25 protein-coding genes are annotated in these 25699 nt (G+C 57.0%); 3 read left to right on the forward strand and 22 right to left on the reverse strand.

Annotation, left to right across the window (positions count from 1 at the left end; translation table 11 throughout):
• Nucleotides 1-54 precede the first annotated feature (54 nt).
• The 8 genes from GE107_RS24235 to GE107_RS24270 all read right to left on the reverse strand — a co-directional run bounded on the left by GE107_RS24235 (nucleotide 55) and on the right by GE107_RS24270 (nucleotide 8092).
• Entirely contained in the window at nucleotides 55-1008 is a 954-nt protein-coding gene (locus GE107_RS24235) for a phosphate ABC transporter substrate-binding protein PstS family protein (RefSeq protein WP_219644047.1), read from the reverse strand.
• A gap of 269 nt (nucleotides 1009-1277) precedes the next feature.
• Entirely contained in the window at nucleotides 1278-1937 is a 660-nt protein-coding gene (gene phoU, locus GE107_RS24240; RefSeq protein ID WP_219644049.1) for a phosphate signaling complex protein PhoU, read from the reverse strand.
• A 40-nt stretch (nucleotides 1938-1977) separates the two neighbouring features.
• A complete protein-coding gene (gene pstB, locus GE107_RS24245) occupies nucleotides 1978-2733 on the reverse strand; it encodes a phosphate ABC transporter ATP-binding protein PstB (RefSeq protein ID WP_219644052.1) in 756 nt (251 codons plus the stop codon).
• 129 nt (nucleotides 2734-2862) lie between these two features.
• Nucleotides 2863-3717 carry a phosphate ABC transporter permease PstA gene (pstA, locus tag GE107_RS24250; protein ID WP_219644054.1) on the reverse strand — a complete coding sequence of 285 codons (855 nt, stop codon included), beginning with the start codon at nucleotides 3715-3717 and terminating at the stop codon, nucleotides 2863-2865.
• On the reverse strand, nucleotides 3714-4673 hold the full coding sequence (gene pstC / locus GE107_RS24255; RefSeq protein WP_219644056.1) for a phosphate ABC transporter permease subunit PstC: 960 nt from the start codon (nucleotides 4671-4673) through the stop codon (nucleotides 3714-3716). The genes pstA and pstC overlap by 4 nt, the downstream gene beginning before the upstream one ends.
• 200 nt (nucleotides 4674-4873) lie before the next feature.
• Entirely contained in the window at nucleotides 4874-5728 is an 855-nt protein-coding gene (locus GE107_RS24260; protein WP_219644058.1) for a phosphate ABC transporter substrate-binding protein, read from the reverse strand.
• A 31-nt stretch (nucleotides 5729-5759) separates the two neighbouring features.
• The gene (locus GE107_RS24265; protein WP_219644060.1) at nucleotides 5760-6815 is read right to left on the reverse strand and encodes a TolB family protein; all 1056 of its coding nucleotides are present in this window, start codon (nucleotides 6813-6815) and stop codon (nucleotides 5760-5762) included.
• A gap of 131 nt (nucleotides 6816-6946) precedes the next feature.
• Nucleotides 6947-8092 carry a methyl-accepting chemotaxis protein gene (locus GE107_RS24270; protein WP_219644061.1) on the reverse strand — a complete coding sequence of 382 codons (1146 nt, stop codon included), beginning with the start codon at nucleotides 8090-8092 and terminating at the stop codon, nucleotides 6947-6949.
• A 206-nt stretch (nucleotides 8093-8298) separates the two neighbouring features.
• On the opposite strand from GE107_RS24270, the gene GE107_RS24275 reads away from it, so the two are divergent.
• On the forward strand, nucleotides 8299-9399 hold the full coding sequence (locus GE107_RS24275; protein WP_219644063.1) for a GerAB/ArcD/ProY family transporter: 1101 nt from the start codon (nucleotides 8299-8301) through the stop codon (nucleotides 9397-9399).
• Here the strand turns inward: GE107_RS24275 and GE107_RS24280 are convergent.
• The 6 genes from GE107_RS24280 to GE107_RS24305 all read right to left on the reverse strand — a co-directional run bounded on the left by GE107_RS24280 (nucleotide 9388) and on the right by GE107_RS24305 (nucleotide 15758).
• Nucleotides 9388-9621, reverse strand: a complete 234-nt coding sequence (locus GE107_RS24280) for a hypothetical protein (protein WP_219644065.1) — start codon at nucleotides 9619-9621, stop codon at nucleotides 9388-9390. The genes GE107_RS24275 and GE107_RS24280 overlap by 12 nt on opposite strands.
• Nucleotides 9618-10802 carry a Ger(x)C family spore germination protein gene (locus GE107_RS24285; protein WP_219644067.1) on the reverse strand — a complete coding sequence of 395 codons (1185 nt, stop codon included), beginning with the start codon at nucleotides 10800-10802 and terminating at the stop codon, nucleotides 9618-9620. The genes GE107_RS24280 and GE107_RS24285 overlap by 4 nt, the downstream gene beginning before the upstream one ends.
• Nucleotides 10799-12313, reverse strand: coding sequence for a spore germination protein (locus GE107_RS24290; protein ID WP_219644069.1), 1515 nt, complete (start codon nucleotides 12311-12313; stop codon nucleotides 10799-10801). The genes GE107_RS24285 and GE107_RS24290 overlap by 4 nt, the downstream gene beginning before the upstream one ends.
• A gap of 139 nt (nucleotides 12314-12452) precedes the next feature.
• A complete protein-coding gene (locus GE107_RS24295; RefSeq protein ID WP_219644088.1) occupies nucleotides 12453-13598 on the reverse strand; it encodes a Gfo/Idh/MocA family protein in 1146 nt (381 codons plus the stop codon).
• Nucleotides 13599-13609: 11 nt separating this feature from the next.
• The gene (locus GE107_RS24300) at nucleotides 13610-14572 is read right to left on the reverse strand and encodes a sugar phosphate isomerase/epimerase family protein (RefSeq protein WP_219644070.1); all 963 of its coding nucleotides are present in this window, start codon (nucleotides 14570-14572) and stop codon (nucleotides 13610-13612) included.
• A gap of 136 nt (nucleotides 14573-14708) precedes the next feature.
• A complete protein-coding gene (locus GE107_RS24305) occupies nucleotides 14709-15758 on the reverse strand; it encodes a Gfo/Idh/MocA family protein (RefSeq protein ID WP_219644090.1) in 1050 nt (349 codons plus the stop codon).
• 147 nt (nucleotides 15759-15905) lie between these two features.
• Between GE107_RS24305 and GE107_RS24310 the strand changes: the two genes are divergently transcribed.
• Nucleotides 15906-16775: an AraC family transcriptional regulator gene (locus GE107_RS24310; RefSeq protein ID WP_219644072.1), complete on the forward strand. Its 870-nt coding sequence runs from the start codon at nucleotides 15906-15908 to the stop codon at nucleotides 16773-16775.
• A gap of 238 nt (nucleotides 16776-17013) precedes the next feature.
• On the opposite strand, the gene GE107_RS24315 is transcribed toward GE107_RS24310, so the two are convergent.
• From GE107_RS24315 to GE107_RS24325, 3 genes are all read right to left on the reverse strand, one after another.
• Nucleotides 17014-17742 carry a response regulator transcription factor gene (locus tag GE107_RS24315; protein WP_219644074.1) on the reverse strand — a complete coding sequence of 243 codons (729 nt, stop codon included), beginning with the start codon at nucleotides 17740-17742 and terminating at the stop codon, nucleotides 17014-17016.
• 143 nt (nucleotides 17743-17885) lie between these two features.
• Nucleotides 17886-19673 (reverse strand): two-component system histidine kinase PnpS, encoded by a 1788-nt coding sequence (gene pnpS / locus GE107_RS24320; RefSeq protein ID WP_219644076.1) that lies wholly within the window; start codon nucleotides 19671-19673, stop codon nucleotides 17886-17888.
• Nucleotides 19674-19719: 46 nt separating this feature from the next.
• Nucleotides 19720-21258: a fumarate hydratase gene (locus GE107_RS24325; protein ID WP_219644078.1), complete on the reverse strand. Its 1539-nt coding sequence runs from the start codon at nucleotides 21256-21258 to the stop codon at nucleotides 19720-19722.
• A gap of 194 nt (nucleotides 21259-21452) precedes the next feature.
• Between GE107_RS24325 and yfbR the strand changes: the two genes are divergently transcribed.
• Entirely contained in the window at nucleotides 21453-22055 is a 603-nt protein-coding gene (gene yfbR, locus GE107_RS24330; protein ID WP_219644080.1) for a 5'-deoxynucleotidase, read from the forward strand.
• Nucleotides 22056-22183: 128 nt separating this feature from the next.
• Here the strand turns inward: yfbR and GE107_RS24335 are convergent, their stop codons facing one another.
• From GE107_RS24335 to GE107_RS24355, 5 genes are all read right to left on the reverse strand, one after another.
• Nucleotides 22184-22834 (reverse strand): LysE family translocator, encoded by a 651-nt coding sequence (locus tag GE107_RS24335; protein WP_370636521.1) that lies wholly within the window; start codon nucleotides 22832-22834, stop codon nucleotides 22184-22186.
• Nucleotides 22835-22929: 95 nt separating this feature from the next.
• Nucleotides 22930-23490, reverse strand: a complete 561-nt coding sequence (locus GE107_RS24340) for a methylated-DNA--[protein]-cysteine S-methyltransferase (RefSeq protein ID WP_219644081.1) — start codon at nucleotides 23488-23490, stop codon at nucleotides 22930-22932.
• A gap of 1 nt (nucleotide 23491) precedes the next feature.
• A complete protein-coding gene (locus tag GE107_RS24345; protein ID WP_219644083.1) occupies nucleotides 23492-24082 on the reverse strand; it encodes a bifunctional transcriptional activator/DNA repair enzyme AdaA in 591 nt (196 codons plus the stop codon).
• A gap of 179 nt (nucleotides 24083-24261) precedes the next feature.
• Nucleotides 24262-24693: a DUF2269 family protein gene (locus GE107_RS24350; RefSeq protein ID WP_219644084.1), complete on the reverse strand. Its 432-nt coding sequence runs from the start codon at nucleotides 24691-24693 to the stop codon at nucleotides 24262-24264.
• 94 nt (nucleotides 24694-24787) lie between these two features.
• The gene (locus GE107_RS24355; RefSeq protein ID WP_219644086.1) at nucleotides 24788-25153 is read right to left on the reverse strand and encodes a VOC family protein; all 366 of its coding nucleotides are present in this window, start codon (nucleotides 25151-25153) and stop codon (nucleotides 24788-24790) included.
• Between the last annotated feature and the right edge of the window lie 546 nt (nucleotides 25154-25699).

Raw genomic sequence — 25699 nt, forward strand, 5'->3', positions numbered from 1 at the left:
ATGTCAGCCCCTTTCCGCTTGGTTTGTTGTCCAACCTTGGCGTTCAGATGAAACCTATTTGTTCGTGACGTTTCCGTTCACGTCGCGGGCGACTTTCATGTCGCCGATCGGGATATAACCCATTTCGGTGACGTCCGACTTCTGGATTTCATCCGACAGGATGTAGTCGATGAGCGCTTTGACAACCGGCGTCGGTTCGCCTTTGGTATACATGTGCTCGTAAGCCCAGACCGGATATTTGCCCGTCGTGACGTTTTCTACGGAAGCGTCTGCGCCTTCATATTTCAGGGCTTTCACGCTGTCGTCGAGGTAGGACAGGGCAAGATAGCCGATCGCTCCCGGCGTTTCGCCGACCAATTTCTTAACCGTGCCGGAGGAGTCTTCCTGGATCGAACCCGGAAGGTCTTGGGAAGGACCGCCCAGCGCCAGGTTTTCGAACGTCTTGCGCGTGCCGGAGCTGCTCGGACGGTTGACGATGACGATTTTCTGATCGGCGCCGCCTACTTCTTTCCAGTTCTTCACTTTGCCGGAGAAGATGTCGACCAGCTGCTGCTTCGTCAGGTTGTCCACGCCCACTTTCGGGTTGGCAACGGTAGCGATCGCCACAACGGCTACTTGGTGGTCAACCAATTCCTTCGCCTTGTCGGCGTCGGCGTCCTTGAACTTCTCTTCCGCGAAAATGTCGGAGTTGCCAATGTCGACTTGGCCGGCTTGTACTTGCGTCAAACCGCCGCCGCTGCCGCCGCCTTGAACGGTAACGCTGATGCCGCTATATTTGCTGTCTGCCATGAACTTCGTTGCAACTTGTTCGACGAGAGGCTGGAGAGCGGTAGAACCTGCCGCCAGAATCGTTCCGCTCAGCGCTTCGCCCGCGGCGGAGCTTGCAGGTGCCGATTCGGAAGCAGAAGCGCTCGGGCTGCTTGCCGTGCCTTCATTGTTGCTCTTGCCGCATGCTGCCAAAGTCAGGGCGACGATCAATGTCAGGACCAGGACGAGCGATTTCTTCATGTTTCGTAATTTCCCCTTCCTCTTGTTCGCTTTCTTTATTTGTGTTCGGGAGCCGGGCTTGTGCCCCGTCTCCTTCTTACAGATATGATTCTATCTCCCCTCCTTCAAATTCGTGTATTCGTTTTGTAAACTCTGTGTAAATTATAATTCTCGTTAATAAACCGTTTTCATGGCGTTCGCCCGCTTTCCTCTTCGCATTCGAATTCCCGACCCGATTCATACCCGCCGTTTACAAATGAAAAAACAGCCCATTCGGGCTGTTTTCTCATTTACGTATTCAAATCGGGGCGTTTTCCCGTGACGAGATACACGGTGCTCTCTCCGATATTCGTGGCATGGTCCCCGATCCGTTCGATGTAACGGCCCACGAAGCTGAGAAGCATCGCTTGGGAGATCGTCCCGGGGTTATCCGCCATCAAAGCGAACAGCTCGTACAGGATTTGGCTGTACAGCGCGTCCACTTCGTGGTCATCCTGATCCAGCTTATAGGCAAGGTCCACGTTCTGCTCCATGTAAGAGCGGACCGAGTCCGCGACCATGGCCCTCGTCATCTCGGCCAGCCGCGGCAAGTCAATGAGCGGCTTGATCAGCTGCTGGCCCTCCAGCCGCAAGGCCGCCTTGGCGATGTCGACCGCCAAATCCCCCATCCGCTCCAGATCGCCGCTGATCTTGAGACACGCCAATATATTGCGCAAGTCCTTGGCCACCGGCTGCTGCGTCGCCATCAGCTTGGCCCCGATTTCGGTGATCTGCATTTCCAGGGCGTTGAGCTGCTGATCTTGGCTGATCACGCGCCGGGCTTCCGGTATATTGAGCGTTCTCAAAGCTTCCATCGAATCGGTCAGCGCCGTCTCCACGAGCTTTCCCATTTCGACAAGCAGGTGCTGCATTTCCTCGAGCCCTTGGTCAAGCTCTCTGCGTTTGACCATTTGTACGGTTTCCTCCGCATCCGATGCTAGTGTAGGAATTTTATCCGAAACGTCCGCTGATGTAGTCTTCCGTGCGCTGGTCTTCCGGATTGGAGAACAGCTTCTCGGTTTCCGCGTATTCCACGACCTCGCCGTTCAAGAAGAAGACGGTTTGGTTTGAAACCCGGGCGGCCTGGTGCATGTTGTGCGTCACCATGACGATCGTGTAGCGGCTCTTGAGCTCCTGCGCCAACTCCTCGATTTTCAGCGTGGAAATCGGGTCCAAGGCGGAAGTCGCTTCGTCCATGAGCAGGATGTCGGGCTCCACCGCCAGCGCCCTCGCGATGCAGAGCCGCTGCTGCTGGCCGCCGGAAAGGCTCAGCGCCGAGCGCTTCAAATGGTCCTTCACTTCCTGCCACAAGGCGGCGCCCCGCAAGCTGGATTCGACGATTTCGTCCAGCTTCTGGCGGTTCGTGATGCCGTGCAGACGGGGCCCGTACGCTACGTTATCGTAAATCGATTTCGGAAACGGATTCGGCTGCTGGAACACCATGCCCACTTTTTTGCGCAGCGTCTCCACGTCGATATCTTTGCCGTAGATATCCGCCCCCGAAATTCGGATCGTTCCTTCTATGTTGGTCCCGGGAATCATGTCGTTCATTCGGTTCAACGAGCGCAGAAGCGTCGATTTGCCGCAGCCCGAAGGACCGATGAACGCCGTGATCGCTTTCTCGGGAATATTCATGGATACGTTTTTGAGCGCGTGAAACGTGCCGTAAAACAAATTCAAGCGATCGATCTCGATCAGCGCTTGCATATGGGTTCCTCCGCTCGAACGATTGAGTAAATGATCCGTAAAATATCCGATGCCTATCCGCGAATTATACGCGCCATTTGTAAAACGTTCATGCGCGATTTGTAAAATCGGTGTAAAATGTAATGTCCGTTAACGGAACCTGCGCTCCCGGATCCAAAGCGGAATCCGGAACACGACATTGATGGCCAGCACGACGAACAGCAGCACCGCGGCCGCCTTCTGCGAGATTTGCTGGGCATCCGGAACGATCGCTTCCGATTGGACATACCAGAGATGAACGGCCAGCGTTTCTCCAGGGGACATGAGATTGAAATCCCACATGACGCCCGACGTCGTGACGCCGGCGGTCAGGATGATAACGGCGCTCTCGCCGAAGGCCCTGCCGGAAGCAAGGCAAATACCGGTCACGATGCCGTTGATGGAAGAGGGAATCAGCACGCGGCGAATCGTTTGCAGATGGGTGGCTCCCAGCGCGAAAGAAGCGTTTTTGAGTTCTCCAGGCACAGACCGGATCGCTTCCTCGGTGACGCGGGTAATCACCGGCAGGTTGAGGAAAGCCAGACTGACTGCTCCTCCGATAATCGTAAGCCCGAGCTGGAACATTTCGACGAATAACGCGATACCGAACAGACCGAAAATAATGGAAGGCACGGAAGCGAGTCCTTCCACGCAAATTCGCACGAATCCGATCAGCTTGTTCTCCGGAGCGAATTCGGCCAAGTAAATGCCGGACGCAAGGCCGAGCGGGACCGCGATGGCCATGGAGAGAAAGAGCATATAAAAGGAGTTGAACAGCGCCGGACCGATGCCGCCGCCCTCTTCGATTTCGCTGGGAAGCCCGAAAATGAAATCCCAAGTGAGCGAAGGCAAGCCCCGCTGCAAAATCAGGAACAGGAGTCCGAATACGAAAAGAATGACGCAAGCGGCCACGACCCAAACGGATATGGTAAAAAGGCGGTTTTTCACCTGATTCACGCGGCTCACGCTTTGGCCCCCCTCTTCTGCAGCACCCGGATCACGACGATCATGACCAGCGAAATGACGAGCAGCAGGAAGCCCATCATGTACAGCGCGTAGTTCCACGTCGAATCGAAAGGCACGTTCGGAATTTGCATGACGATGTTGCTCGTCAGGACGGACGTCGGCTTGAACAGGGCGTCGGCCAGTTGCGGCGTGTTGCCGATAACCATGACGACCGCCATCGTTTCGCCGATCGCCCGGGCCATCCCGAGGATGACGCCGTACAGAATTCCGCTGCGCGCGGAGGGAAGGACGACCCGGAATACCGTTTGGAAACGCGTGGCGCCAAGGGCGTAAGAAGCGTCCCGGAACTTGCGGGGAACCGCGCTGATCGAATCGTCGCTGATCCGGCTGATCGTAGGCAGCACCATGATGCTCAGCACGATCGCGGCCGCCAAGATGCCGTCGGCCAAATCATAGCCGGTCATTTGGCGCAGAAGCGGAATCAGGAGCGTAAGCCCGAGGAATCCGTATACGACGGACGGAATGCCGACGAGCAGGTCGAGAACGGGCCGAAGCGCGTTCCGAAGCCATGCCGGCGCGACCTCCGCGAGGAAAACCGCCACGAAAATGGAAATCGGAACCGAAATGAGAAGCGTTAGCGCCGTAAGGGCGACAGTGCCGAAAATAAAGACGAACGCTCCGTACGACTCGTTCTCGGGGGACCAGTCCGCCGAGAAGAAGAAAGTTGCCGGGGATACCGTCTCAAAAGTCAGCACTCCCGTCCGGAACATGAAAAACAAAATGGACAGGAGAATCATACAGACGAAAATCGCGCTGGCGATGCATATCACCCGGAAAGCGCGGTTGTAGAACCGAAGGCGGTTCTTGCGGTCCTTCCAGCGGCCGGAGCTGGTCCGGATGCTCTGACCCAGCTCGCCCGCCGCGGCGAGCGAATGGGTCGATGTCGTGTCGATCATGGCGGAACTCCCTTCCCCATAAGTAAAAACGACTTCGTCGTCTTTCTGAGACTGAGAATGTCGTTTTTATCGAAATCAATCAGAGATGATCCGTGATGCTCATAATACCTGATTGATCGAAGAAACCAGCTTCGGCGTCTTGCACGCTCGAAGCTGGCCGCTTCCGTTATCTTTGCTTGCCCGTCATGCAGGGACAAACCTTATTTCATTGCGGAAACCGGAATGAATTTTAATTTCTTAAGGGAGCCGTTCTGGAACTTGGAGCTTTGCACGTATTCGATGAACGCTTTCGTCGCGCCCGTCGGTTGACCCTTCGTCATGTAGTAGCCGTAGCCCCATACTTTATAGGTGCCGTTGATGACGTTCGCTTCCGTCGCCGCCACGCCGTTGATCTTGAGCGCTTTGATGCTGCCGGACACATAGACGAGATCCAGGTAGCCGATCGCGTTCGGAGTCGTATCGACGGCCGTTTTCATGTCGCCGCTCGATTTCACTTCTTTATAGTTGCTTCCTTTGGTCATGAAATCGGCGCCGTTCAAGGCTTTCATTTGGAAGTTGACGCGCGTGCCGGAACCGAATGCGCGGTTGACCACCACGATATCCGCATCGTCTCCGCCTACGTCTTTCCAGTTCGTGATTTTGCCGGAGAAAATGTCGGCCAGCTGCTTGTTCGTCAGGCTGTCGACCTTCACGTTCTTGTTCACGACGGCCGCGAACGGAATGACTGCGACTTTGTTGGCCACTTGACCTTCGAATTTCTTGAAGCCCGGTACGTCCATCGAAGCGTCCCAGTCGCAAGCTCCGATATCGGCGATGCCTTTGCGGACCGCTTGCGGTCCTGTGACGGAACCGGCGGCGGATGCCGAAATTTTCACTTTCGGGTTCAGCTTCTTGAATTCGTTCGCCGCCTGCAGCGTAAGCGGCAGAAGCGCGGAAGAGCCGTTGATGACGATTTTGCCGCTCAGGGAGCTGGCAGCTCCGGCAGCGGAAACTCCCGCCGTGGTGAGTGCGACCGCCATTGCGGCGATGCCGAGTGTTTTGAACCATTTTTTCATGTCTTTCGTTTCCCCTCTCGTTTGGTTGAAATTATTGCGTCACTTGCACCCATTGGCCGTTCTTTTCCACATAAGTCTTGCCGTCCGCTTCGATGGCGATAAGGCCGCTCTTGCTGACTTCGATGCCGGTCGTATTCTCGTCAACCGTATACAGAAGCGTGCTTGCTCCGGTCGGGCTTACAGCGTAAATCTGGTTTTTCCCGGCAGGACCCGAAGTGAGCGCGTACAGGACTCCGCCTGCGTATTTGGCTTGATAGACGTCTTGATCGGCGAACAGCGTTTTTTCCGCTCCCGCTGCCGTGACGGCCACGAGCTTCGCCTTCGCATCGCCGGCAGGGATGTCGATATAGTAGCTGGCTGCGCCGGAAGGATCGGTGCCGACGAACACTTTGTCATCGGTCGATTTGCTAAGTTGCACCGCTTTGTTGTCACTTACAGAAGTATCGTATTGGTAAACGTTCATGGCGGCGGAGGAATCGTCGATCGTTACCGCATCCTCTTCAACCGCTTTGTCGGAGGGCGCCGTGACAACCGGCGGAACCGTCAACGTATAGGTCACCCATTTGCCGGTCGCGGAAACGCTCAGGTTGGCTTTGTAATCTTTCTTGTCTTCAAGCACTTTCGTGATAGCGCCGCTGGCCAGATCCAGCTTGTTGACCAAGGAGCCTTTGTCGCCTTGCAGGAAGTACAGAGCCGATCCGTCACTCGACCATACCAGCTCCGGCTTGATTTCGGAGTTGGAAGCGATCGATTTGGAAGTTTTCGCAACCAAATCAAGCACGAAAATCGCGCCGCTGGTATCGGTATAAGCGGCTTTGCTTCCGTCGGGAGATACGGCAAGCTCGGATGCGTTCTGTGCATCCAGCAGTTTTTCGTATTTGCCGCTGTTTACGTCGACCAGATAGTCGACACGTCCGGCATCCGTTTCTTGGGAGGCGATCAAGCGGTTGATGTCGAGCCACTGCACGTGATCCACGTTCGCAAGCAAATCCGTTTTTGCCGCGTCCGCGGCGAATACCACGGTACCGGCGGTTGCTGCGACCGCAGTCGCGAGAGAAGCTGCAACCATCATCTTCTTCAGAGCCATTGACGATTCACCCTTTGTTTGGAATGTGACCTTCTCTATGTACAGAGCGGTTCGCTTACTAGAATCATCATAGAGCCCGTTTATTTGCAGACCGTAAAATGGGCAGCATTTCCTTGTTAATTTTTCCTCCGTTAATATGGATGTCCGCCGTTCATCTGCTCCATAAGCCGTCCGATCTCGCCGCGGATCTGGCGGGACGTGCCTGCCGCCTCCCGGGAAGCTTGTCCCAGCCGTTGCGCCGCTTCCCCATTCCGGGCGGCGATATCCCACAGTCTGGAGAACGTTTCTTCGGAACGGTTCACCTGGCCAATGCCCAGATCCGCGCTTTGCTTGCCTTCCTTCACGAGCAGAACCGTCCGTTCCACCGCCTCGGACATCGTCAGCAGCACCCGGTGGATCTCCGCTGCGGAGCGTTTCGTTCCGTAAGCCAGATCGCTGATTTCCTGCGCAACCACGCCGAAGCCGCGCCCGTGGCTGCCCGCGCGGGCCGCTTCTATCGCTGCGTTGACGGCGAGCAGGTTGCATTGCTCGGCCAATTCGGCGATCATCTTCACGATCTGATTCGCCGCGGAAGCCCTCTCCGTCAATTCCCGCATGGCCGCTTCCTGCAGCCGGGCATGCTCGGACCACTGCCGGAACAGCTTCAACATGTGGTCCAAGTCCTGACGGCCGCTATTGGTCGCCTCCGAGATTCGTACGCCGTAATCCCGGGCTTCTTCCGTGGCGGACGTCACTTTATCCAGAGATTGATGGATTTGACGCAGCATTTCTTCCGTCCCGCGAATGGTGCGGAGTTGCCGTTCGGCGGCTTCCCGCTGCAGCAGCCGCGACAGGTGAAGCAAATCGCTCACCGTGAGGATGCCCGCCAGCGCGCCCCGTTCGGTAATGATGACAACGTCGTAGAACGTCTCCTCGCTCCTAGACAGCGCGCCGTCGATCAATTCGCGGGGGAGGACGTCCGCTTCCGCGATATACGGGTTCCGCAGCATCAAATGGGAGATTTCTTTGTTTCCGAAGAGCGACATGCCGAAATGAGAGCCTAACGACCGGAAGAACCGATGCTTCATCAGAAGCCCGATCGGCCGGCGCCGCTCATCGCAGACGACGACGCATTCCAGTTCGCTTCTGCGGCGGAATAGCTCGACCAGTTCACTGCAAGGCATGCTCGGCTCCACGACGGGACAATTTCTTAGCCACTCTCGGACGGCGATCGGCTGCTGCCAATCTTGCGGTTCGGGGATGGTGATGACGGGCCGTTCCATAACGCTCAGACTCATGGGCTTCAACCTCGATCCGGTGGTTTACGTTATGCATCCAAGCTATCAGTCTCGCGTCAAGCACCATACCTGAATTTGTTATGGCTTTGTAAATTATTCCGCCTGATAACATAACTCCGTACCGCTCCCTTGAGTCGATGTTTAAAGACGGATGCCGAAGATCAAAATTAAAAAACAAACTCCGTTCAAGAAACGATGTGATCAAAGTGCACGCCGACGAAAAAATATCGGGATATCAGCTAAGCCTGCTTCTGTTTACGTTTATCGTTTCCACGCTCATTTTATCCGTGCCCGGAATCATGGTCGCTTTCGCGAAACAAAACGCCTGGCTTTCCATTTTGCCTGCTTCCCTTACGGGAATCGTGAATATCTGGGTGCTTACCTCCCTGTCCAAACGCCATCCCGGCAAATCGATCATCGAATACGCCTCCAGCATTTGCGGGAAATGGATCGGAACGATCATCGGATTCTACTTGACCTATTATTTGTTTTTCTTCATCTCCAGCACCGTGAACGAGCATGCCGGTTTTATCAATATCATTCTCCTGATGAATACCCCTCCTCTCGTCTCGATGGCTACGATGCTTGTTTTGTGCGGTTTTGTCGTACTGGCCGGAGTCGAAGCCATCGCCAGATGCAATGAGGTCATCCTTCCCGTGATCATCCTCCTGCTCGTGCCCATGTTCCTTCTCTCCTTGCGGGACATGGACCCCGCCCGTTTGACGCCGATTTTGGCGGAAGGCATCTTGCCGGTCCTGAAAGGCTCGGTCGTACCGTCGGCCTGGATGAGCCAGTTCTTTTTCTTGGGCTGGTTTCTCCCCCACTTAAACGAGCAGCCGCATAGAATCCGAAAGCATTTGACCGTTTCCTGGGGCGGAGTCGTCTTGCTGGTCATGACGATCGACATCATCACGATAACGGTGTTCGGACCGATCACGCCGCGTTTGAAATTCGCGTTCTTCAAGGTTATCCAGTATATCGGGATCCTCGGTTCGCTGGAAAGGCTCGAGACGATCGCCATTACCATCTGGATTCTCGGAATCTTCATCAAAATCTCGATGCTTCTTTATATGTTCAGCCTGAGCGCCAGCCAGTTGTTCTTCGCGCGCAATTACCGGAAAACCGTTCTTCCGGTCACTCTGTTATCCATCGTCGGCTCCGTATGGATATTCAGGAGCGACGCTCAGTTCCAAGCCTGGATCACCTTCACCTACCCGGTTCTGGCGTTTATCACGCAAAGCCTGCTCCCTCTGCTGCTTCTGGGGATAGACGTTCTCAGAGCAAAACCCTCGAAATCAATCGGATAAAATCATTTTTCCGATCGGCTCGAGCAGGATTTGGTAGGGCAGGACCAAGGTCGGCACTTCGACTCCCGCGAGCAGCAGCGCTCCCGCGACAGCGGAAACGGCCATGAATACCGCATACACCCAAGCCTCCCGTTTTTCGTTGCCTCCCCGCAATTTACGGACTCGATCGAAGGCGTAGGAGCATACGATAATGAGATATCCCGCCGTCAGTAAGATCTTCATTTTACGATCTCCTTTTCTTTCCATTGCAGAGATGGACCCAGGGCGCCCGTGTTCTTGATCGACAATTTCACGGATACGGATATTTCGGCATTCTCAAAATACCGGTCCCAATCTTTCCCGACGGCGCGCCACTTTTTGGGGTATTGGCTCGCCACTAGACCGCCGAAGCCCAAGATATCCGTCTTCAATTCATGCTGTAATTTGCGAAGAAACGCCTCCATCTCTTCCTTTACCTGGTCCTCCAGCGCTTTTTTCACCATCGTTTCATTATGGAGTTGGGTCACGTCCAGCCGCGAATTGTTTTCCATCAGGTCCCCCTTGCCGGTAACATGAACATGAAATCGGAAGTCATCCCTTAGAGGAACGACATCGATTTTGACATTGCCGCTCCTAAAGATTAAACCCACATTGCCCATGCCGCCCGGCAAGTCGGCCACGATATTGTCGGAATTCTTGTTATTTTTGAACCACAAATATTGCTGCGTTTCCCGATTGTTCAGAAAGCCGACCAAAGCCGTTCTTTTGAAGACGGCCGTTCCGGTCAAGCGAAACTGCTTGTCCTTGCCTTTAAGCGAAGAACGGAACATCTCGGTTCCCTCCAGAACCCCGACCGCTGGATTCTCCCCTTCCCCCGCGGACGCGATCAGAAAGTCCCTGAGCGTCGACTTCATTCCCGCACCCGGGAGCAATTCCATTTCCTTCAACGCTTCGGCGGGGACCATTTCGTAAGGGTAGCGAACCTGAAGCATCTCTCCCGCCGTTTTCCCTTTAACGACGAACAAGTAAGTTCTTAACCGGTTTCGGGGATTCCGGGAGAAAATGTCCAGAAAATCGTTCATTCCCCGCCTGGCCAGCGATTCCCCGACGAGAATGACGCTGCGGTGCGAAAATACGAGCTTGCGGGACATTTTTTGCTGGATCTTCTGATCAATGTCCAGTACGCTTTTCCCCGATTCCGAAATCAGAAAAAAATTGTCCGTTTCTTTCGAGGTCCCGCCCGCAGACTGGGATGAAGGAGACGGGACGGCGACCTGAAGCGTCATCATGATCTTTCCGTCTTCCGTCAAGTCCAGCCCCGTTCCCATCACCAGTCCGATATCGTTGACTTCTCTTCGATCCCAACAACCGCACGCCATGACCAGCGCAATCGACAGCATGACGGTTCGCACCCAGCGTTTCACTTCGTACCATCCTTTTCGTATTGCGGAGCGAATACGCGGCCGTCGATGGGGGCACGGAAAAACACGTCCTTGAGCGCCCTCTTCGAAAAGGGCGAAACAGGCGTAAAGTAGGGTACCCCGAACGACTTTAAGTGAACGACGCGAAGCAAGATCCCCAGAAAACCGAGCGCGATCCCGTATAATCCAAGCGTTCCCGCCAGAACGATCATCGGGAAACGCAGCAGACGAACCCCGTTCGCGAAGCTAAACCGCGGAATCAGAAATGCCGCAATGCCGGTCATCGAAACGATGATGACGCTGGGAGCCGAAATAATGCCTGCCTGCACCGCCGACTGTCCGATGACCAGCGCGCCGACGATGCTTACCGTCTGTCCGATCGGTCTTGGCAGACGAACGCCCGCTTCCCGCAAAGCCTCGAACATCAGCTCCATCAATAAAGCTTCCAGCACGATCGGAAAAGGCACAGGTTCCCGCGCGGAAGCGACGCTGAGCAGCAAGCTGGTCGGGATCATTTCCTGGTGGAACGTCGTAACCGCAACGTAGAAAGAAGGGACAAACACGGCGATGAATAAGAAGAGCAATCGGATCCCGCGTACGAAAGAAGCCACGGGATAGCGAACATAATAATCCTCGCTTGCTTGCAAACCCGACCAGAACGTGACCGGCGCCAGTATCACGAAGGGAGTATTGTCGACCAGAATGGCCACCCTTCCTTCCAGCAAACCTCCCGCGACGACATCGGGTCGTTCCGTGTTCTGAAAGATAGGGAAAATCGGGAAAGGATCGTCCCGGATGATTTCCTCGATATATCCGGACTCCAATATGCCGTCAGCTCGAATGGCCGCGATTTTGTTCCGCAACCGTTCGACGACGGATTCATCGGCCAGACCTTCGATATAGGCGACCAACACTTTCGTTTCCGTCATCTCGCCTACCGTGAAAGCTTCCATTTTCAACCGAGGTGTTCGTATGTAATGCCGCAGCAAACCAACGTTGACGGACTGTCTCTCGACGAAGCCTTCCTTGGATCCGCGGATAGACGGTTCGGACGAGGGTTCTTCGATGGACCGTTGCGGCATGTTTTCCGCAGCAAAGCAATCGGCTTTGTCGGAACCGTCCGTAAACAGGACCGCGTTCCCGCGCAGGATGCGCCGGATGATTTCCGACCATTTCGATGACGTGAACACTTTGCCGACCGGTATCGGTTTTCCGTTCTCCGATTCGGTTCCTTCGGGTAAGCGTGTATCCGGGAAGGCTGCAATGGTTTTGAACATTCCGTTCACTTTTTCTTCGTTTACGAGCGTTCCGAGATAGACGAGCAGACGTTTCGGCTGGCCTCCGTCCGTTGAAATTTCGGAGTACACCATATCCGAACAATTTCGGAACTCTTGCCGGACAAAATGTTCGTTCTGTTCGAGGTTTGCCGCGATGACACCTTCCCCCCGAATGTCGGCATCATCGACCTTAACGGGGGAATTGCGGCTCAGCTGCTTGCGGAACTGAATTTTCATGGACGGGACCCTCCGGGTGAATATCCTTCTACTAGAGTTCCTTGGCAAGAGGATATTTATCCCATTTGCCCCCGTAAAGAAAGGACCGTCAGGGAAATTTGCCCTGACGGTCCTTTGATGGAAAATCGGATATTCCGGATTACACTTCGCTGACGCTGACCCAGCTGCCGCGCTCGATCGACAGATCGACTGCTTCGAGCACTTCCTGGCAGCGTACGCCGTCGAGGAACGTGGGAGCGAACGGCGTCCCCTGGGCGATGTGCTGGACGAATTCGTACACGATATGTACGAAAGCGTGCTCGTAACCGATGATATGCCCCGTCGGCCACCAATTGCCCGCGTATTTGTGCGTGCTTTCGGTGACGAGAATGCGACGGAATCCGGCTTCGTTCGGCTCGTCCTCGCGGAAGTATACTTCCAGCTCGTTCAGGCGCTCCAGGTCCCAACGAATCGAGCCCTTGCTTCCGTGGATTTCGAACGTGTTGCCGTTTTTCCGGCCGGCGGCGAAACGCGTGGCGATGAACGAGCCCATTGCCCCGTTTTTGAAATCCGCCAGGAATCCCGTCGCGTCATCCACCGTCACCTCGCCTATGTCGGCCGAAGCCGTTCCGCTGAGCCCCGAGGAGGAAGCCGGAATCGGACGCTCCTTGACGAAGGTGCGGTTATGCCCGACGACACGGTCGAATTCGCCGATCAGAAACCGAGCCAAGTCGATGCAGTGGGCGTTCAGGTCGCCATGCGCGCCGGAGCCTGCGACTTCTTTCTTCAAGCGCCAAGCCAGCGGGAATCCCGGGTCGACCAGCCAGTCCTGCAAATATGTCGCGCGATAATGATGGATATCGCCGATTTTGCCGTCGTCGATCAGCTTCTTGGCCAATTGGACGGCCGGCAGAAACCGGTAGTTGAAGCAGACCGCATGCCTGATGCCGGCCTTCTCGGCGGCTTCCAGCATCTCGCGGCCGTCCGCCAGGTTCAGCGCGAGCGGCTTCTCGCAAAAGACGTGTTTGCCGGCGGCGATGGCGGCAAGCGTGATTTCCTTGTGCGCGTCGCTCGGCGCATTGATGTCGACCAGATCGATGTCGTCGCGTGCGACCATTTTGCGCCAGTCGGTTTCATAGCTCTCCCAGCCGAACTTGTCCGCCGCTTCCTTGACGCCTTGCTCGTCGCGGCCGCAGATCGCCTTCATGACGACGTCCGCGTCCATGTCGAAGAACATGCCGACATCTTTGTAGGCATGGCTATGGGCTTTGCCCATGAACTTATAGCCGACCATGCCTACGTTCATTGCGCGTTTGTTTACGCCCACCACATTTCACCCGCGCTCTCTTTGAGAATCAGGCCGTTCAGGAAGCTCGCGGCTTTCGTGAAGCCTTCGTTCACGCTCATGATCCCGTCCTCGTGCTCGATGCTGATCGTGCCGTCGTAGCCGACCAAACGCAGCGTGCTGATCAGCGCTTTCCAGAACTCGTCGTCGTGGCCGTAGCCGACCGTGCGGAATACGAAGGACCGGTTCAGGATATCGCCGTAATGCTTCGTATCGAGAACGCCGTTCAGCGCCGTGTTGCGGGCGTCGATCTTCGTGTCTTTCGCGTGCACGTGATAGATGGCATTGCCGAGCGCCTTGACGCATTCGATCGGGTCCATGCCCTGCCAGAACAGATGGGAAGGGTCGAAATTGACGCCGATGTTGTCGCCCGCTTCGCGGCGAAGCCGAAGGGCGGTCTCGGTATTATAGACGAGGAAGCCCGGATGCGCCTCGATGGCGACCTTGACGCCGTGCTTGCGGCAGAACGCGGATTGCTCTTTCCAGTACGGAATGGCGACTTCGTTCCATTGCCACTCGAGGACCGTCAGGAAATCCGGTGGCCAGGGGCAGGTCACCCAGGACGGGTACTTGGAATGTTCGGATTCGCCTGGCAAGCCGGAGAAAGTGATGACCGTGTCCACGCCGAGCTTCTCCGCCAATTGGACGGATGCGACGAAATCCTCATGGTGTGCGGAAGCGATCTCTTTATTCGGATGCAGCGGGTTGCCGTGGATGCTGAGCGCGCTGATCGTAAGCCCTCTCGAATCGACGGCGTCCTTGATCCGGCGAATGGCCGCCTCGTCGTTCAGGATGGCCCGCGCGTTGACGTGGGCCGTTCCCGGGTAAGCACCCGTTCCGATCTCGACGGCTTCGCAGCCAGCCGCTTTCGCGGTGTCCAGCGCCTGCTCGAACGATTGCTGCCCGAATAATACGATAAATACTCCAAGCTTCACAGTAGCCACCTGTCCTTTCGATAATAGATGTTTCGCGAAACGAGGTCGGTTAATGTACGCGCGTACATTTCCGATCCTCATCCCATTTTACATGAAAACGCAGACAATTTCTAATGCTTCTTGATCGATTCGGTATCTAAACGAAGCTGATGGCTTCGCCTTTGCGGGCCGATTCGTACACCGCTTCGAGGATCTGCTGCACGACGAGCCCCTGCTTCGCGGTGACGACGGGTTCGCGGTCGTGCAGAATCGCGTCGATCCAGGCGCGCGCTTCCTTCTCGGAGGAGTCGTTCGGAATCTGGTTGTCCCACACGGAACCGAGTTGGATCTCCTTGGTGTACAGGCGGCCGTGCTCTTCCCCGTTGACGCGGAGCCCGCCTTTCATATCGGCGCCCGCCTTCGTTCCGCACAGCGTGACCTTCGCTTCGTCCACGTCCAGCGTGTTGAGCGCCCAGCTCGATTCCAGCCACACCGTCGCGCCGTTCTTCATCGTGATCATCGCGAAAGCGGAGTCCTCGACCGTGAATTTGGCAGGATCCCAAGGTCCCCATTCGTTCGCCTCGCTGCCTCGTTCGGCGAGCTTGCGGTAAGTCGTTCCGAGCACGGTGCGGGGCTCGTAGTTGTTCATCATCCATAGCGCGAGGTCGAGCGCGTGCGTGCCGATGTCGATCAGCGGTCCTCCGCCTTGCTTCTCCACGTCAAGGAATACGCCCCATGTCGGAACCGCCCGGCGGCGAACGGCGTGGGCTTTGGCGAGGTAGATTTCGCCGAACTCTCCGGCCCGAGCGGCTTCATGCATCCACAAGGAATCGCGGCGGAAACGGTTCTGGTACGCGATGCTCAGCTTCTTGCCGGTGCGTTCGGCCACTTCCAGCATGCGGCGGGCATCGGCCGCCGTCTTGGCCATCGGTTTCTCGCACAGCACGTGTTTGCCGGCTTCGAGCGCGGCGATCGAGATTTCGGCGTGCGTGTCGTTCGGGGTGCACACGTGAACGACCTGAACGTTCGGATCGTACAGCAGATCGTGCACGTTGTCGTAGATTTTCGCTTCGGGCGTGCCGAATTTGGCTTTGGCCTCGCCCGCCCGATCGGCGGCTACGTCGAAGAAAGCGGTGATGCGGACTTCCGGTATTTTGGCCAGCGAAGGAAGATGTTTTCCCATGGCGATGCCGCCGCAGCCGATCATTCCAATGTTAACCGTAGACAAAACGCTTGTCCTCCTTGCGAATAAACTGCGTAATTACTACAATTAAGTGTATCACCGTTCGGTGGAAATCACATCCTCTCAAGTGGGAGGATTATATGCTTTTTTGTTATTCGGGAGGTCGGTCCGGTGCAGCCCGTCAAAGAAGAAATCCAATACGAGAACCCGCTGTTGTCTCTGAAAATATGGCAGACGGTCCGGCTCGACCAACGCGCATACCGCTGGCACTACCATCCGGAATGCGAGCTCCTGCTCGTACAGAGCGGCAGACTGGATATCGACGTGGACGGGGAGACGTATCCGATGGCAGCCGGGGACGTCGTCATTCTCGGCAGCTCGCAGCTTCACAGCGACCGCACCCACGGCGAGCTTCTTGACTACATCGTGCTGCAATTCGATCTCCAAAGTTTTTTCGATCAAAGTACGATTCCCTATTTGCAATATTTTAATGAAACCAAAGTACCGCTCAGTGCGATGAACTATATTTTCCGCGAAAATCAGAAGGCGAGGGCGGACGCCGCCGACTGCATCCGCCAAATCCTCGTGGAAGCCCAGCGGAAGGAATCCGGATACGAGCTGGCCGTCAACATGCTGATCAAGAAACTGCTCCTCATTCTCATCCGCAACGACGGCCGCGGGCTGCTCGCCGGTCAGGACCGCGTGGAGCGGATCCGCTTGAAACCGGTGCTCGACTTCGTAGAATCCCGCATCGACGACCGCATCGCCGTAGAGGACGCCTGCCGCCTTGCCAACATGAGCTACTACTACTTCGTCAAGTTTTTCAAGAAAGTGATGGGCATGTCGTTCACGGAGTACGTCAACTTCCGCAAAATCAAACGGGCCGAGCAGCTGCTCCTGACCCGCGATCTTAGCGTCAGCGAGATCGGCGACCGAATAGGAATGGCGAACATGGCCCATTTCTACAAAATGTTCAAGCGCTTCAACGGCTTTTCCCCCAAGGAGTTCCAGCGCAGGATGCTCGCCTGGGGCCGCGGATGAGGCTGTATCGCGTACGGAAACAGATCGATCCTGATTGCTGCCGTAGAGCGGTTTTCAGGATCGTTTACTTTATTTGTGCTAATTGCCGGATCTACGCGCCGTCCGTCGGATCGCACAATCGCCGAATGAGTGTCTCTCCGCCATGATTTCGTCCGATGCACCGCAGTATCGGCGGAATCACATCTCCTGCCGCTATTCCCTCGCGATGTGGCACGTCCAAAACGAAAAAACCGGGACATCAACGTCCCGGCGCGGAAGCTTTGCGGTTCACGATCAGTTTGTAGCCGACGCCGCGGATCGATTCGATCTGCACCGACTGTTGGTTCAGCTCCAGCTTCTTGCGAAGCGAGCTCACATGCACGTCCACCGTTCTCTGGCCCCCGATGTAATCGAAGCCCCATACCACGTTCATGAGGTCGTCCCGGGTAATGACGATGCCCGGCCTTTCCGCCAGATAGAGGAGAACCTCGAATTCCTTCGGCCGCAGCGAGATCCACTGTCCGTTCAAGAACACTTCGTATTTGTCGGGAAAAATCTGCAGATCGCCCAGCGCGATTACTTTCTCCCCGCCTGAGGGGACCACGGACTTCCCTTCGTCGTTTCGCGACCGGCGCAGCACCGCGGAAGTGCGCGCCAACAGTTCGGCGACTCCGAACGGTTTCGTAATATAATCGTCGGCGCCCAGGCGCAGCCCCTGAACGACTTCTTCTTCCGCATTGCGCGCGGTAAGGATGATTACGGGCGTCTTCACGCCATGTTGTCTCAGCTTCTGAAGCACCTCGAAGCCGTTCATCCCCGGCAGCATCAAATCCAGAAAAATGACGGCATAATCGTCATGCACCGCGCGGTGTAGACCTTCCGCCCCGTTGCCGACCACTTCGGTCTCGTAACCTTCCTGAGAGAGGTTGTACGTGACGAGACGGGCAAGCGTAGGTTCGTCCTCGATGATCAGCACTTTGTCCGACATACATTCCTCCGGTCCGGCAGACTCCCTGCCGTGGTGTGCTCACTACCCCTTTTTATCACGCCCGTGTAAGCAGGGAGTCACCCCAAGGTTAAGTGAATGTAAAATGGAAGTTTTGTTAATAGGCGAAAACGCCTGCTTCAACCTTAAGGTTGAAGCAGGGGAAGCTCGATGAGGAAATGCGTTCCGACGCCGACCGTGCTTTCCACCCGGATCGTGCCGTGATGGAGCTCGACCAAATGCTTGACGATCGACAGCCCGAGCCCCGTTCCCCCGGAGCTTCTCGAACGGGCTTTGTCCACCCGGTAGAACCGCTCGAATATCCTCGGAATATCCTTCTTCGGAATGCCGATGCCGGTATCCGAAACGGTAATCCGCACCCGCTCGTTTCCTTCCTCCGTTTCGAACGTTTCCGCCCGTACCTTGACCCGGCCGCCTTCCGGCGTGTAATTGATGCCGTTCTGCAGCAGGTTGAGCATGATCTGGCCGAGGCGGTCTTCGTCCGCCTCCAGGTACAGCCCTTCCTCCGTTCGCAGGTCGAGCGTGATGTTCTTCTTGGCCGCTTCGGGCCCGATCAGCTCGTTCAAACGGGACAGGAAGGCCGCGAAATCGACCGGCGAGTACTGAAGCGGCGATCGCCGGGACTCGATTTTGGACAACTCCAGAATATCGCCGATCAGCCGGTTCAGCCGCTCGCTTTCCTCCTGGATGATCGTCAGGAACGACCTTGCGGTTTCGGGATCGTTCATCGCCCCGGCGAGCAGCGTTTCCGCGAAACCTTTGACGGCGGCCACCGGCGTCTTCAGCTCGTGGGACACGTTGGCCACGAACTCGCTCCGCATGTTCTCGAGCCGGCGGATCGCCGTCACGTCCTGCAGCACGACGAGGAGGCCGGGCAGCCCTTCCCCGCTAAGCGTCATCGGTACGAGGCTCAGCTGGAGCAGCCGCTCTTCCGGGTAATAAACCTGCAGCTCCTGGTAGAGTGGTTCGCGGGTCTCAAGGCCCGTCCGGATCAATCCGACCAGCTCGTAATGCTGCTTGATATCCGTAAAGGGCCGGCCGACGCGCTCCCGCGCCGCGCCTCCGAGCAGCGTTTCGGCTTGCCGGTTATACAGCGTTACCCGACCGTCGTCCCCGACCATGACGACTCCGCTCGTCATGTTGTCCAGTACGTCCTGCAGCCTCTCCCCGTTGCGTCGAATGAGCTCGAGCTGCACCTGCAGGTTTTCCGCCATGAGGTTCAAGGCCCTGGCCAGCGCGCCGATCTCGTCGCGGCCGCCTTCGGGCACGCGAATCGCGTAATCCATGTTCGACATGCGCTCAGCGGCCGATGTCATCCTCTCCAGCGGCCGGGTGACGCCGAGGGCGACCCGGTAGCTGACGGCGGCAGCCAAGGCGAACAGCAAGAGGAGGCTGAACACGAGCGCTGTCCACATGTCGTGGAGCCCGCTGCTGACGTCGCTTAAGCTCATGGACAGCCGGATCAAGCCTTTCAGCTGGCCGTCCTTCTTTACCGGCATGGCGACGTACATCATCTTCTCGCCGAGCGTGTCGCTCCGGCGGATGCTGCTGCCGATGCCCTCCTGAAGCGCCTGCTGGACCTCCGCTCGACCCAGATGGTTGTCCATCGTCAGTGGGTCGTGGTCGGAGTCTCCCAGCACGGTGCCGTCCGGGGCAATGTACGTGACCCTCATCCCCGCGACTTCCTTGAAGTTCTTCGTCCGCCTTTCGAATTCCTCGCGGTTCGCCTCCGGATCTCCATCCGGCCAAGGCGTGGTCGCGTCGATCAGCTTCACTTCGCGGATCATGTGGTCCCGCAACGAATTTTGGTGATTTTGACGGTACGAATGTCCGGACAGCAGACCCGCGGCCAGAACGGACAAACCTACGAGCAGCATGAACAGCAAAGACAGCTTGAGGCGAAATTTGGTCATCGGGGGCCCGTCGGGACTCCTTCCTTATCGCAAGCGCGTATGGGGTTTATGCGAAAACCGGGTCTTTGAACTGGGCCAGCTTCATCTTGGAATCCTGCTCGACGTCGGCATGCAGGCTGTTCCCGTGCGCGTCCATCGTCACGATCGCGGCGAAGCCTTCGACCTGCAAATGCCACATGGCTTCGGGGATGCCGAATTCCATGAAATCGACGCCGTTCACCTTCTTGATGCACTCCGCGTAATATTGGGCCGCGCCGCCGACGGCGTTGAGATAGACGGCTCCGTGCTCCTTGAGCGCGGCCAGCGTCTTCGGTCCCATGCCGCCTTTGCCGATGACCGCGCGGATGCCGAATTTGCGGATGATGTCGCCTTGATACGGTTCCTCCCGGATGCTCGTCGTTGGGCCTGCCGCCTTCACGTGCCAGCCTTCGTCATCCTTGAGCATGACCGGCCCGCAGTGGTAGATGACGCCTCCGTTCAGGTCAATCGGGGAGTCGTGGTCCATCAGATGCTTGTGCAGCGCGTCGCGCCCCGTGTGCATTTCCCCGTTCAGAATGACGACGTCGCCAACGCGCAGCTGGCGGACGTCCTCTTCGGACAATGGCGCGCGGAGCACGACCTCCCGGCGTTTCTCTCCGGATGCCGCCGCGGGCCGTTCGGCCGCGGACGCGTTCATCTTCACCGCGGAGCCGCCCTCGTAAGCCCATTCTTTGATTTCAAACGTCGATCCGTCCAGGATCACGCCTTGACGGCGGAACGCCCAGCAATTGTAAGCGACCGAAACGAAGAAGCTGGCCGGCAGCCGGTTGTTCACGCCGATTTTGCAGCCGAGCAGCGTGACGTTGCCGCCGAAGCCCATCGTGCCGATTCCCAGCTGGTTGGCCTTGTCCATCACGTACTCTTCCAGCTTGCGAAGCTCCGGAATCGGGTTGACGTCATCCACCGGACGGAACAGCTGGTGTTTGGCCAGCTCGTAGCCCGACGTGCGGTCGCCGCCGATGCCGACGCCGATGAAGCCCGCGCTGCAGCCCTGGCCTTGCGCCTGGTAGACGGCGTGCAGGATGCATTTGCGAATACCGTCGAGGTCGCGGCCGGCTTTGCCCAGCCCTTCCAGCTCGCAAGGCAGGCTGTATTGGATGTTCTTGTTCTCGCAGCCTCCGCCCTTCAGGATCAGCTTCACTTCGATATCGTCGCGCTCCCATTGCTCGAAATGGATGACGGGCGTTCCCGGTCCGAGATTGTCTCCGGTGTTGGCGCCGGTGAGCGAGTCGACGGAATTGGTGCGCAGCTTGCCGTCCTTCGTCGCGCGGGCGACGGCTTCGCGGATTTCGCGTTTCATGACGATCTGGTTCGCCCCGACCGGCGTATGGACGATGAAGGTCGGCATGCCGGTATCCTGGCAAATGGGAGAAACGTTGCACTCCGCCATTTCGATGTTTTGCGCGATCGTGGCCAGGGACAGTCCGGCGCGCGTCGCTTGGTCTTCCGCCTCGCGGGCTGCGGCGACGGCGCGGCGCACGTCCGCGGGCAGGTTGGTCGAGGTTTCGACGATCAATCGGTAAACGCTTTGTTCAAAGGTGGACATGCTGCGGTTTTCCCCTCTCTGGTCGGTTTCTCATAACTTCTATAATAACACACCTTCGATTCCGGGATGAATCTCAAACCCCGATCGAAAGCATCCCGCCGCGAGAACGAAACTCGCGTTTCCATTGCCCCGGATATCGCCAAAACCGCCCTAATCCAGTAGAATGGTGACTGTCACGGAAGGAGACTGGTTACATGGCGCATCATTTTCTCGCTTACTTATACCGGCTGCGCAACATCGAACGCTGGAGCCTGATGAGGAACACGACGTCGGAAAACGTCGCCGAGCATTCCTATCACGTAGCCCTGCTCGCCCATCTTCTAGGCACGGTGGCTCGCGACGTGTTCGGGCGAAGCGTGGACCCGGACAAAGCCGCGGCGTACGCCTTGTTCCACGACGCGACGGAGGTGTTCACGGGCGACATTCCGACCCCCGTCAAGCATCACAATCCGCGGATTCTGGCCAATTTCCGAGAGATCGAATCCCTCGCGGCCGATCGGCTGCTGGGCACGGTTCCGGACGAGCTCAGCGGGGTTTACCGGCCCTTATTGACGGGGAACGGCGCGGACCCCGAGGCGGTCAAATACGTCAAGGCGGCCGACGTGCTCGACGCGTACCTGAAATGCCTGAGCGAGATGTCGATGGGCAACCGCGAGTTCGCCACCGCCCGCCGGCAAAGCGAGGAAAAGCTGCGGCAGCTTGGCATGCCCGAGATCGATTGGGTGCTTGAACGGCTCGCTCCCGGCTTCGAGAAGACGATCGACGAGTTGTCGGAGGATGAGAAGGAAGACGAATAAACCAACAAGAGGTATGCAAAAAAACGGGTTGGACAGGAGCTCTCCTGCCAACCCGTTTTCTTTAGGAAGTTACGCCCAACCGAGCCCGCTGTTCCCTCGGCAGAACTCGGATCCGGGCGAAGCCGGATTTACCGCGACAACACGAGATCGCGCAAGCCATCCCAGAACAATTTGGCCGCGAACGCGAGAAACAGAACCGCCGACAGCAGCGACATCGTGCGGATAACGCCTTGGCCCAGCTTCGCGGCATGGCTGCCGAGCCAAGCGATCAACACCGACCATAAGAGTCCGGCAGCAACGAAGCCGATGACGAAAGCCGTCAATACCGCGCCGTCCCGAATATTCAAATCCGCCACCACGGGACCGGCTATCGCCGCGAACGAGAGAATCAGCGTCGGGGAAGTCAGAGCCATTCCCGCGCCGACAAGCACGTCTCCCCATCCGCCGCGGCTTGTTACCGCTTCGCCGTTTCCATTCAACGTCTTGGGGCGGATCGTATCGCGGATCATGTTTTTCGTCAGCCACAGAAGCACCAGCGTACCGCCGACCCATAAAATCCAGCGCACGGCCGAATAATGGAACACGGCGGTCCATCCTAGCACGGCAAGCGCCATGTAGAAGGCATCGCCGAAGCACGATCCGAACCCGATGCGGAAGGACGCGCCGAACCCCCGGTCCAGACCTGTTTTCATGATCGCGATGTTCACGACGCCAAGGTCCAGGCATAGCGCCAGACTGAACAAGAAGCCTTTCACAAACGCATACAAAACCGACTCCACTCACCAAACCTCCGGATTTTGCGACAAATTTCTCCCATTCTAACATAAATAAAAGCGGGCGTCTGCCCGCTTGCCATCCCCGTCGTCCGTCCGGCCTAGAACCGGAATCGCGCGTGCCCCTTCTGCGTGAAGCCCCGGACCCCTTCCAGCCGAAGCAAATCTTCCTTCACCCGGAGGCCGCCCGCGAATCCGGTCAAAGCGGCATCTTTGCCGATGACCCGGTGGCACGGAACGACGATCGGAACCGGGTTGGCACCGTTCGCCGTGCCGACGGCGCGAACCGCATTCGGCCGACCGACCGCTTCCGCGATATCCGAGTAGCTCCGGGTTTCCCCGCAGGGAATCCGGGCGAGCGCCTTCCAGACGGATACTTGAAACGGCGTCCCCCGCAGATCAACGGGCAGATCGAAGGTCTTCCTCGTGCCGTCCAAAAATTGTTTCAATTGCGAGACGTACTCGGACACCCGTTCCCGGTCCTCGATCAATTTCGCTCCCGGGATCCGTCTGTTCACCCAATCTTGCAAATCCGCGAAAGATTCGTGCGGCCAGTTGACCCGGCACAGCCCGTTCTCCGTAGCGGCGACGTGCAGCGGGCGGTTATCGAACAGAGGATGGCTCAGCGTCCCCCAATAAACTTCGGTTGCCTGCGCGTTCATGTTATCCCTCCAGTTGCAGGTTGTTAGAAGTTTCCTGACGTTTTCTTGCCCGATAGTCGATCGGCGAGCATCCGACCGCTTTGCGGAAGACGTAGGAGAAATGAGACGGGCTGCGGAAACCGACCGCTCCGGAGATATCGGTAACCGGCCGATCATCCCGGACAAGCATATCCATGGCCGCTTCCAGCCGGGTTCGCAGCAATCGTTCGGCAGGCGTCGACCCGGTCGTTCGCTTATATACCCGTTGCAGATGGTAAGGGCTCACGTTCAGTCGCGCGGCCAACTCTCCCAGCGTGAGGTTTTCCGAGTACTGCCGCCGGATCAGGTCCGTGACTCGCCCCGCCAGCTCGGCATCCGGACCGTCCCTGCCGGGTGTATCCGGCTTGCATCGCTTGCAAGCGCGGAATCCGGCTCTCCGGGTTTCCTCGATGCTCCGGTAAACCCGAACGTTCTCGGGTTTGGGCAACCTGGAACGACAGGAAGGCCGGCAAAAGATGCCCGTCGTCACGATTCCGACATAGTAAATCCCGTCATATGCCGTATCCCTTCTCAGCATCGTGGCATAAACCGCCGCGAAAACCGGATCGTCCATCTCCGATCGCTCCTTTCGACACTCCCTATTATAGACACCCGATCCCCTTCCTGATAGGTTTCGGGAATAGGAAAGCAAGATTTCGAAAGCGGGTCCAACACGATTAAGAAATGGAAAAAACCCGCGCGGGGCCTCCCACAGGGGAGCGGCGCGGGTTGGATGGATGTAGGCCGGTTGATTTACGCGTACCAAGGATCTTGCATCAGCCACAGAATGGCAAGGAACAAAATGAAAACAATGGCGCTGAGCGTTCTGACCCTGCCGACATCGGCGCTGGCATCACGGCCTTCCTTGGCGGCGGCCGCAATCCGTTTGAGAGGCTTCTGGACGATGCCCGTCAAAGCTCCGATCGCGATGAAAAGGATCCCGACCGTAATCATCCATCCCCTCGTGTAATCCAAGCCCAACTGTGACATCAGATAACCGCCGGTAAGCAATTGGAGCACCAAGGCGAATTGACCAAACCGGCCCGCGGTCACAAGCCCGCTTGCCAATCCTTCCTGCGCCGCGCCGGACAGCTTCCGGAATTGCCCCGCCAGAAAGGGCAGAATGGCGTAAATCCCCATGCCGACAGCGCCAACCACGTGCAAAAACAGCATGACCGTGTTCATCGTTTTCCGCTACCTCCATTTGATAACTTACAAGGACAAAATCAGTATACACGATTGGCAACCGGTAACCAAATCGTAGGCCTCCCTTTCCGTTTCAGGCGTCGGCGTTTGATTCCGATATCCCGAACAACAAACCCTGGTTGTCCGTGCAGTAGGCGAAGTAGCCCATGCCGGGAACGGTCGTCTTCGGCACGACGATGCTGCCCCCGTTCGCTGTCACCGTGGCGAGGAACCGGTCGATCGACTCGACTTCGATCGAATTGGCCGTCCGGGTCTCGCCGTCCGGAGAGCGCATCAAGCCCCCGTCGATTCCCCGTCCCCCCGGCTCCCCCGTACGGATGAACCAATAATCGCGCGCTCCCGGCATTTTGACGAATTGCCATCCGAACGTCCTGGAGTAAAAGGCGACAGCCTGTTCCGGATCCGGAACCTGCAGCTCGAAACGCAAAACTTTGCCCATCCTAGACCCTCCTGTCCGAACGTTCCCGATCTGCCTACCAGTGTATCCGAACGGGAGGGATATTAAAATACGCGGTGCTTTGCTTCCCAAGAGCGGATTCCCACGTTTGCGCGGAGGCTGCGCATGAGGGGGAATGAGGGTTATGCGTATGCGGGGGTTATGCGTATGCGGGGGTTATGCGTATGCGGGGGTTATGCGTATGCGGGGGTTATGCGTATGCGGGGGTTATGCGTATGCGGGGGTTATGCGTATGCATTTTGCGGCCCCAACCGCGGCTGTTTTTGGACCTGTAGCATGATCGCTAAGTACCAAAATGCAGTTATTTCTTTCAAAATCCTATCAAAATCGCCGACTAAAGGCCAGAATACAATTAGTAATTCGAATAATCGCCAAATTAAGAGGTTTCTGCATGCATTAATAGTTGAGTCCGTATACTTGTGTAAAAAGCTATGGTGAGAAATAGGAGAGCCATAGTCAAAATCCTCGGTTAGAATGAGGTTGTCGAGACAACATTCTAGGGGAGGATTTGCTATGGCTCAATATCAG

This window comes from Cohnella sp. CFH 77786 (assembly GCF_019400745.1).
In the GTDB taxonomy this organism is placed as follows: Bacteria; Bacillota; Bacilli; order Paenibacillales; family Paenibacillaceae; genus Cohnella.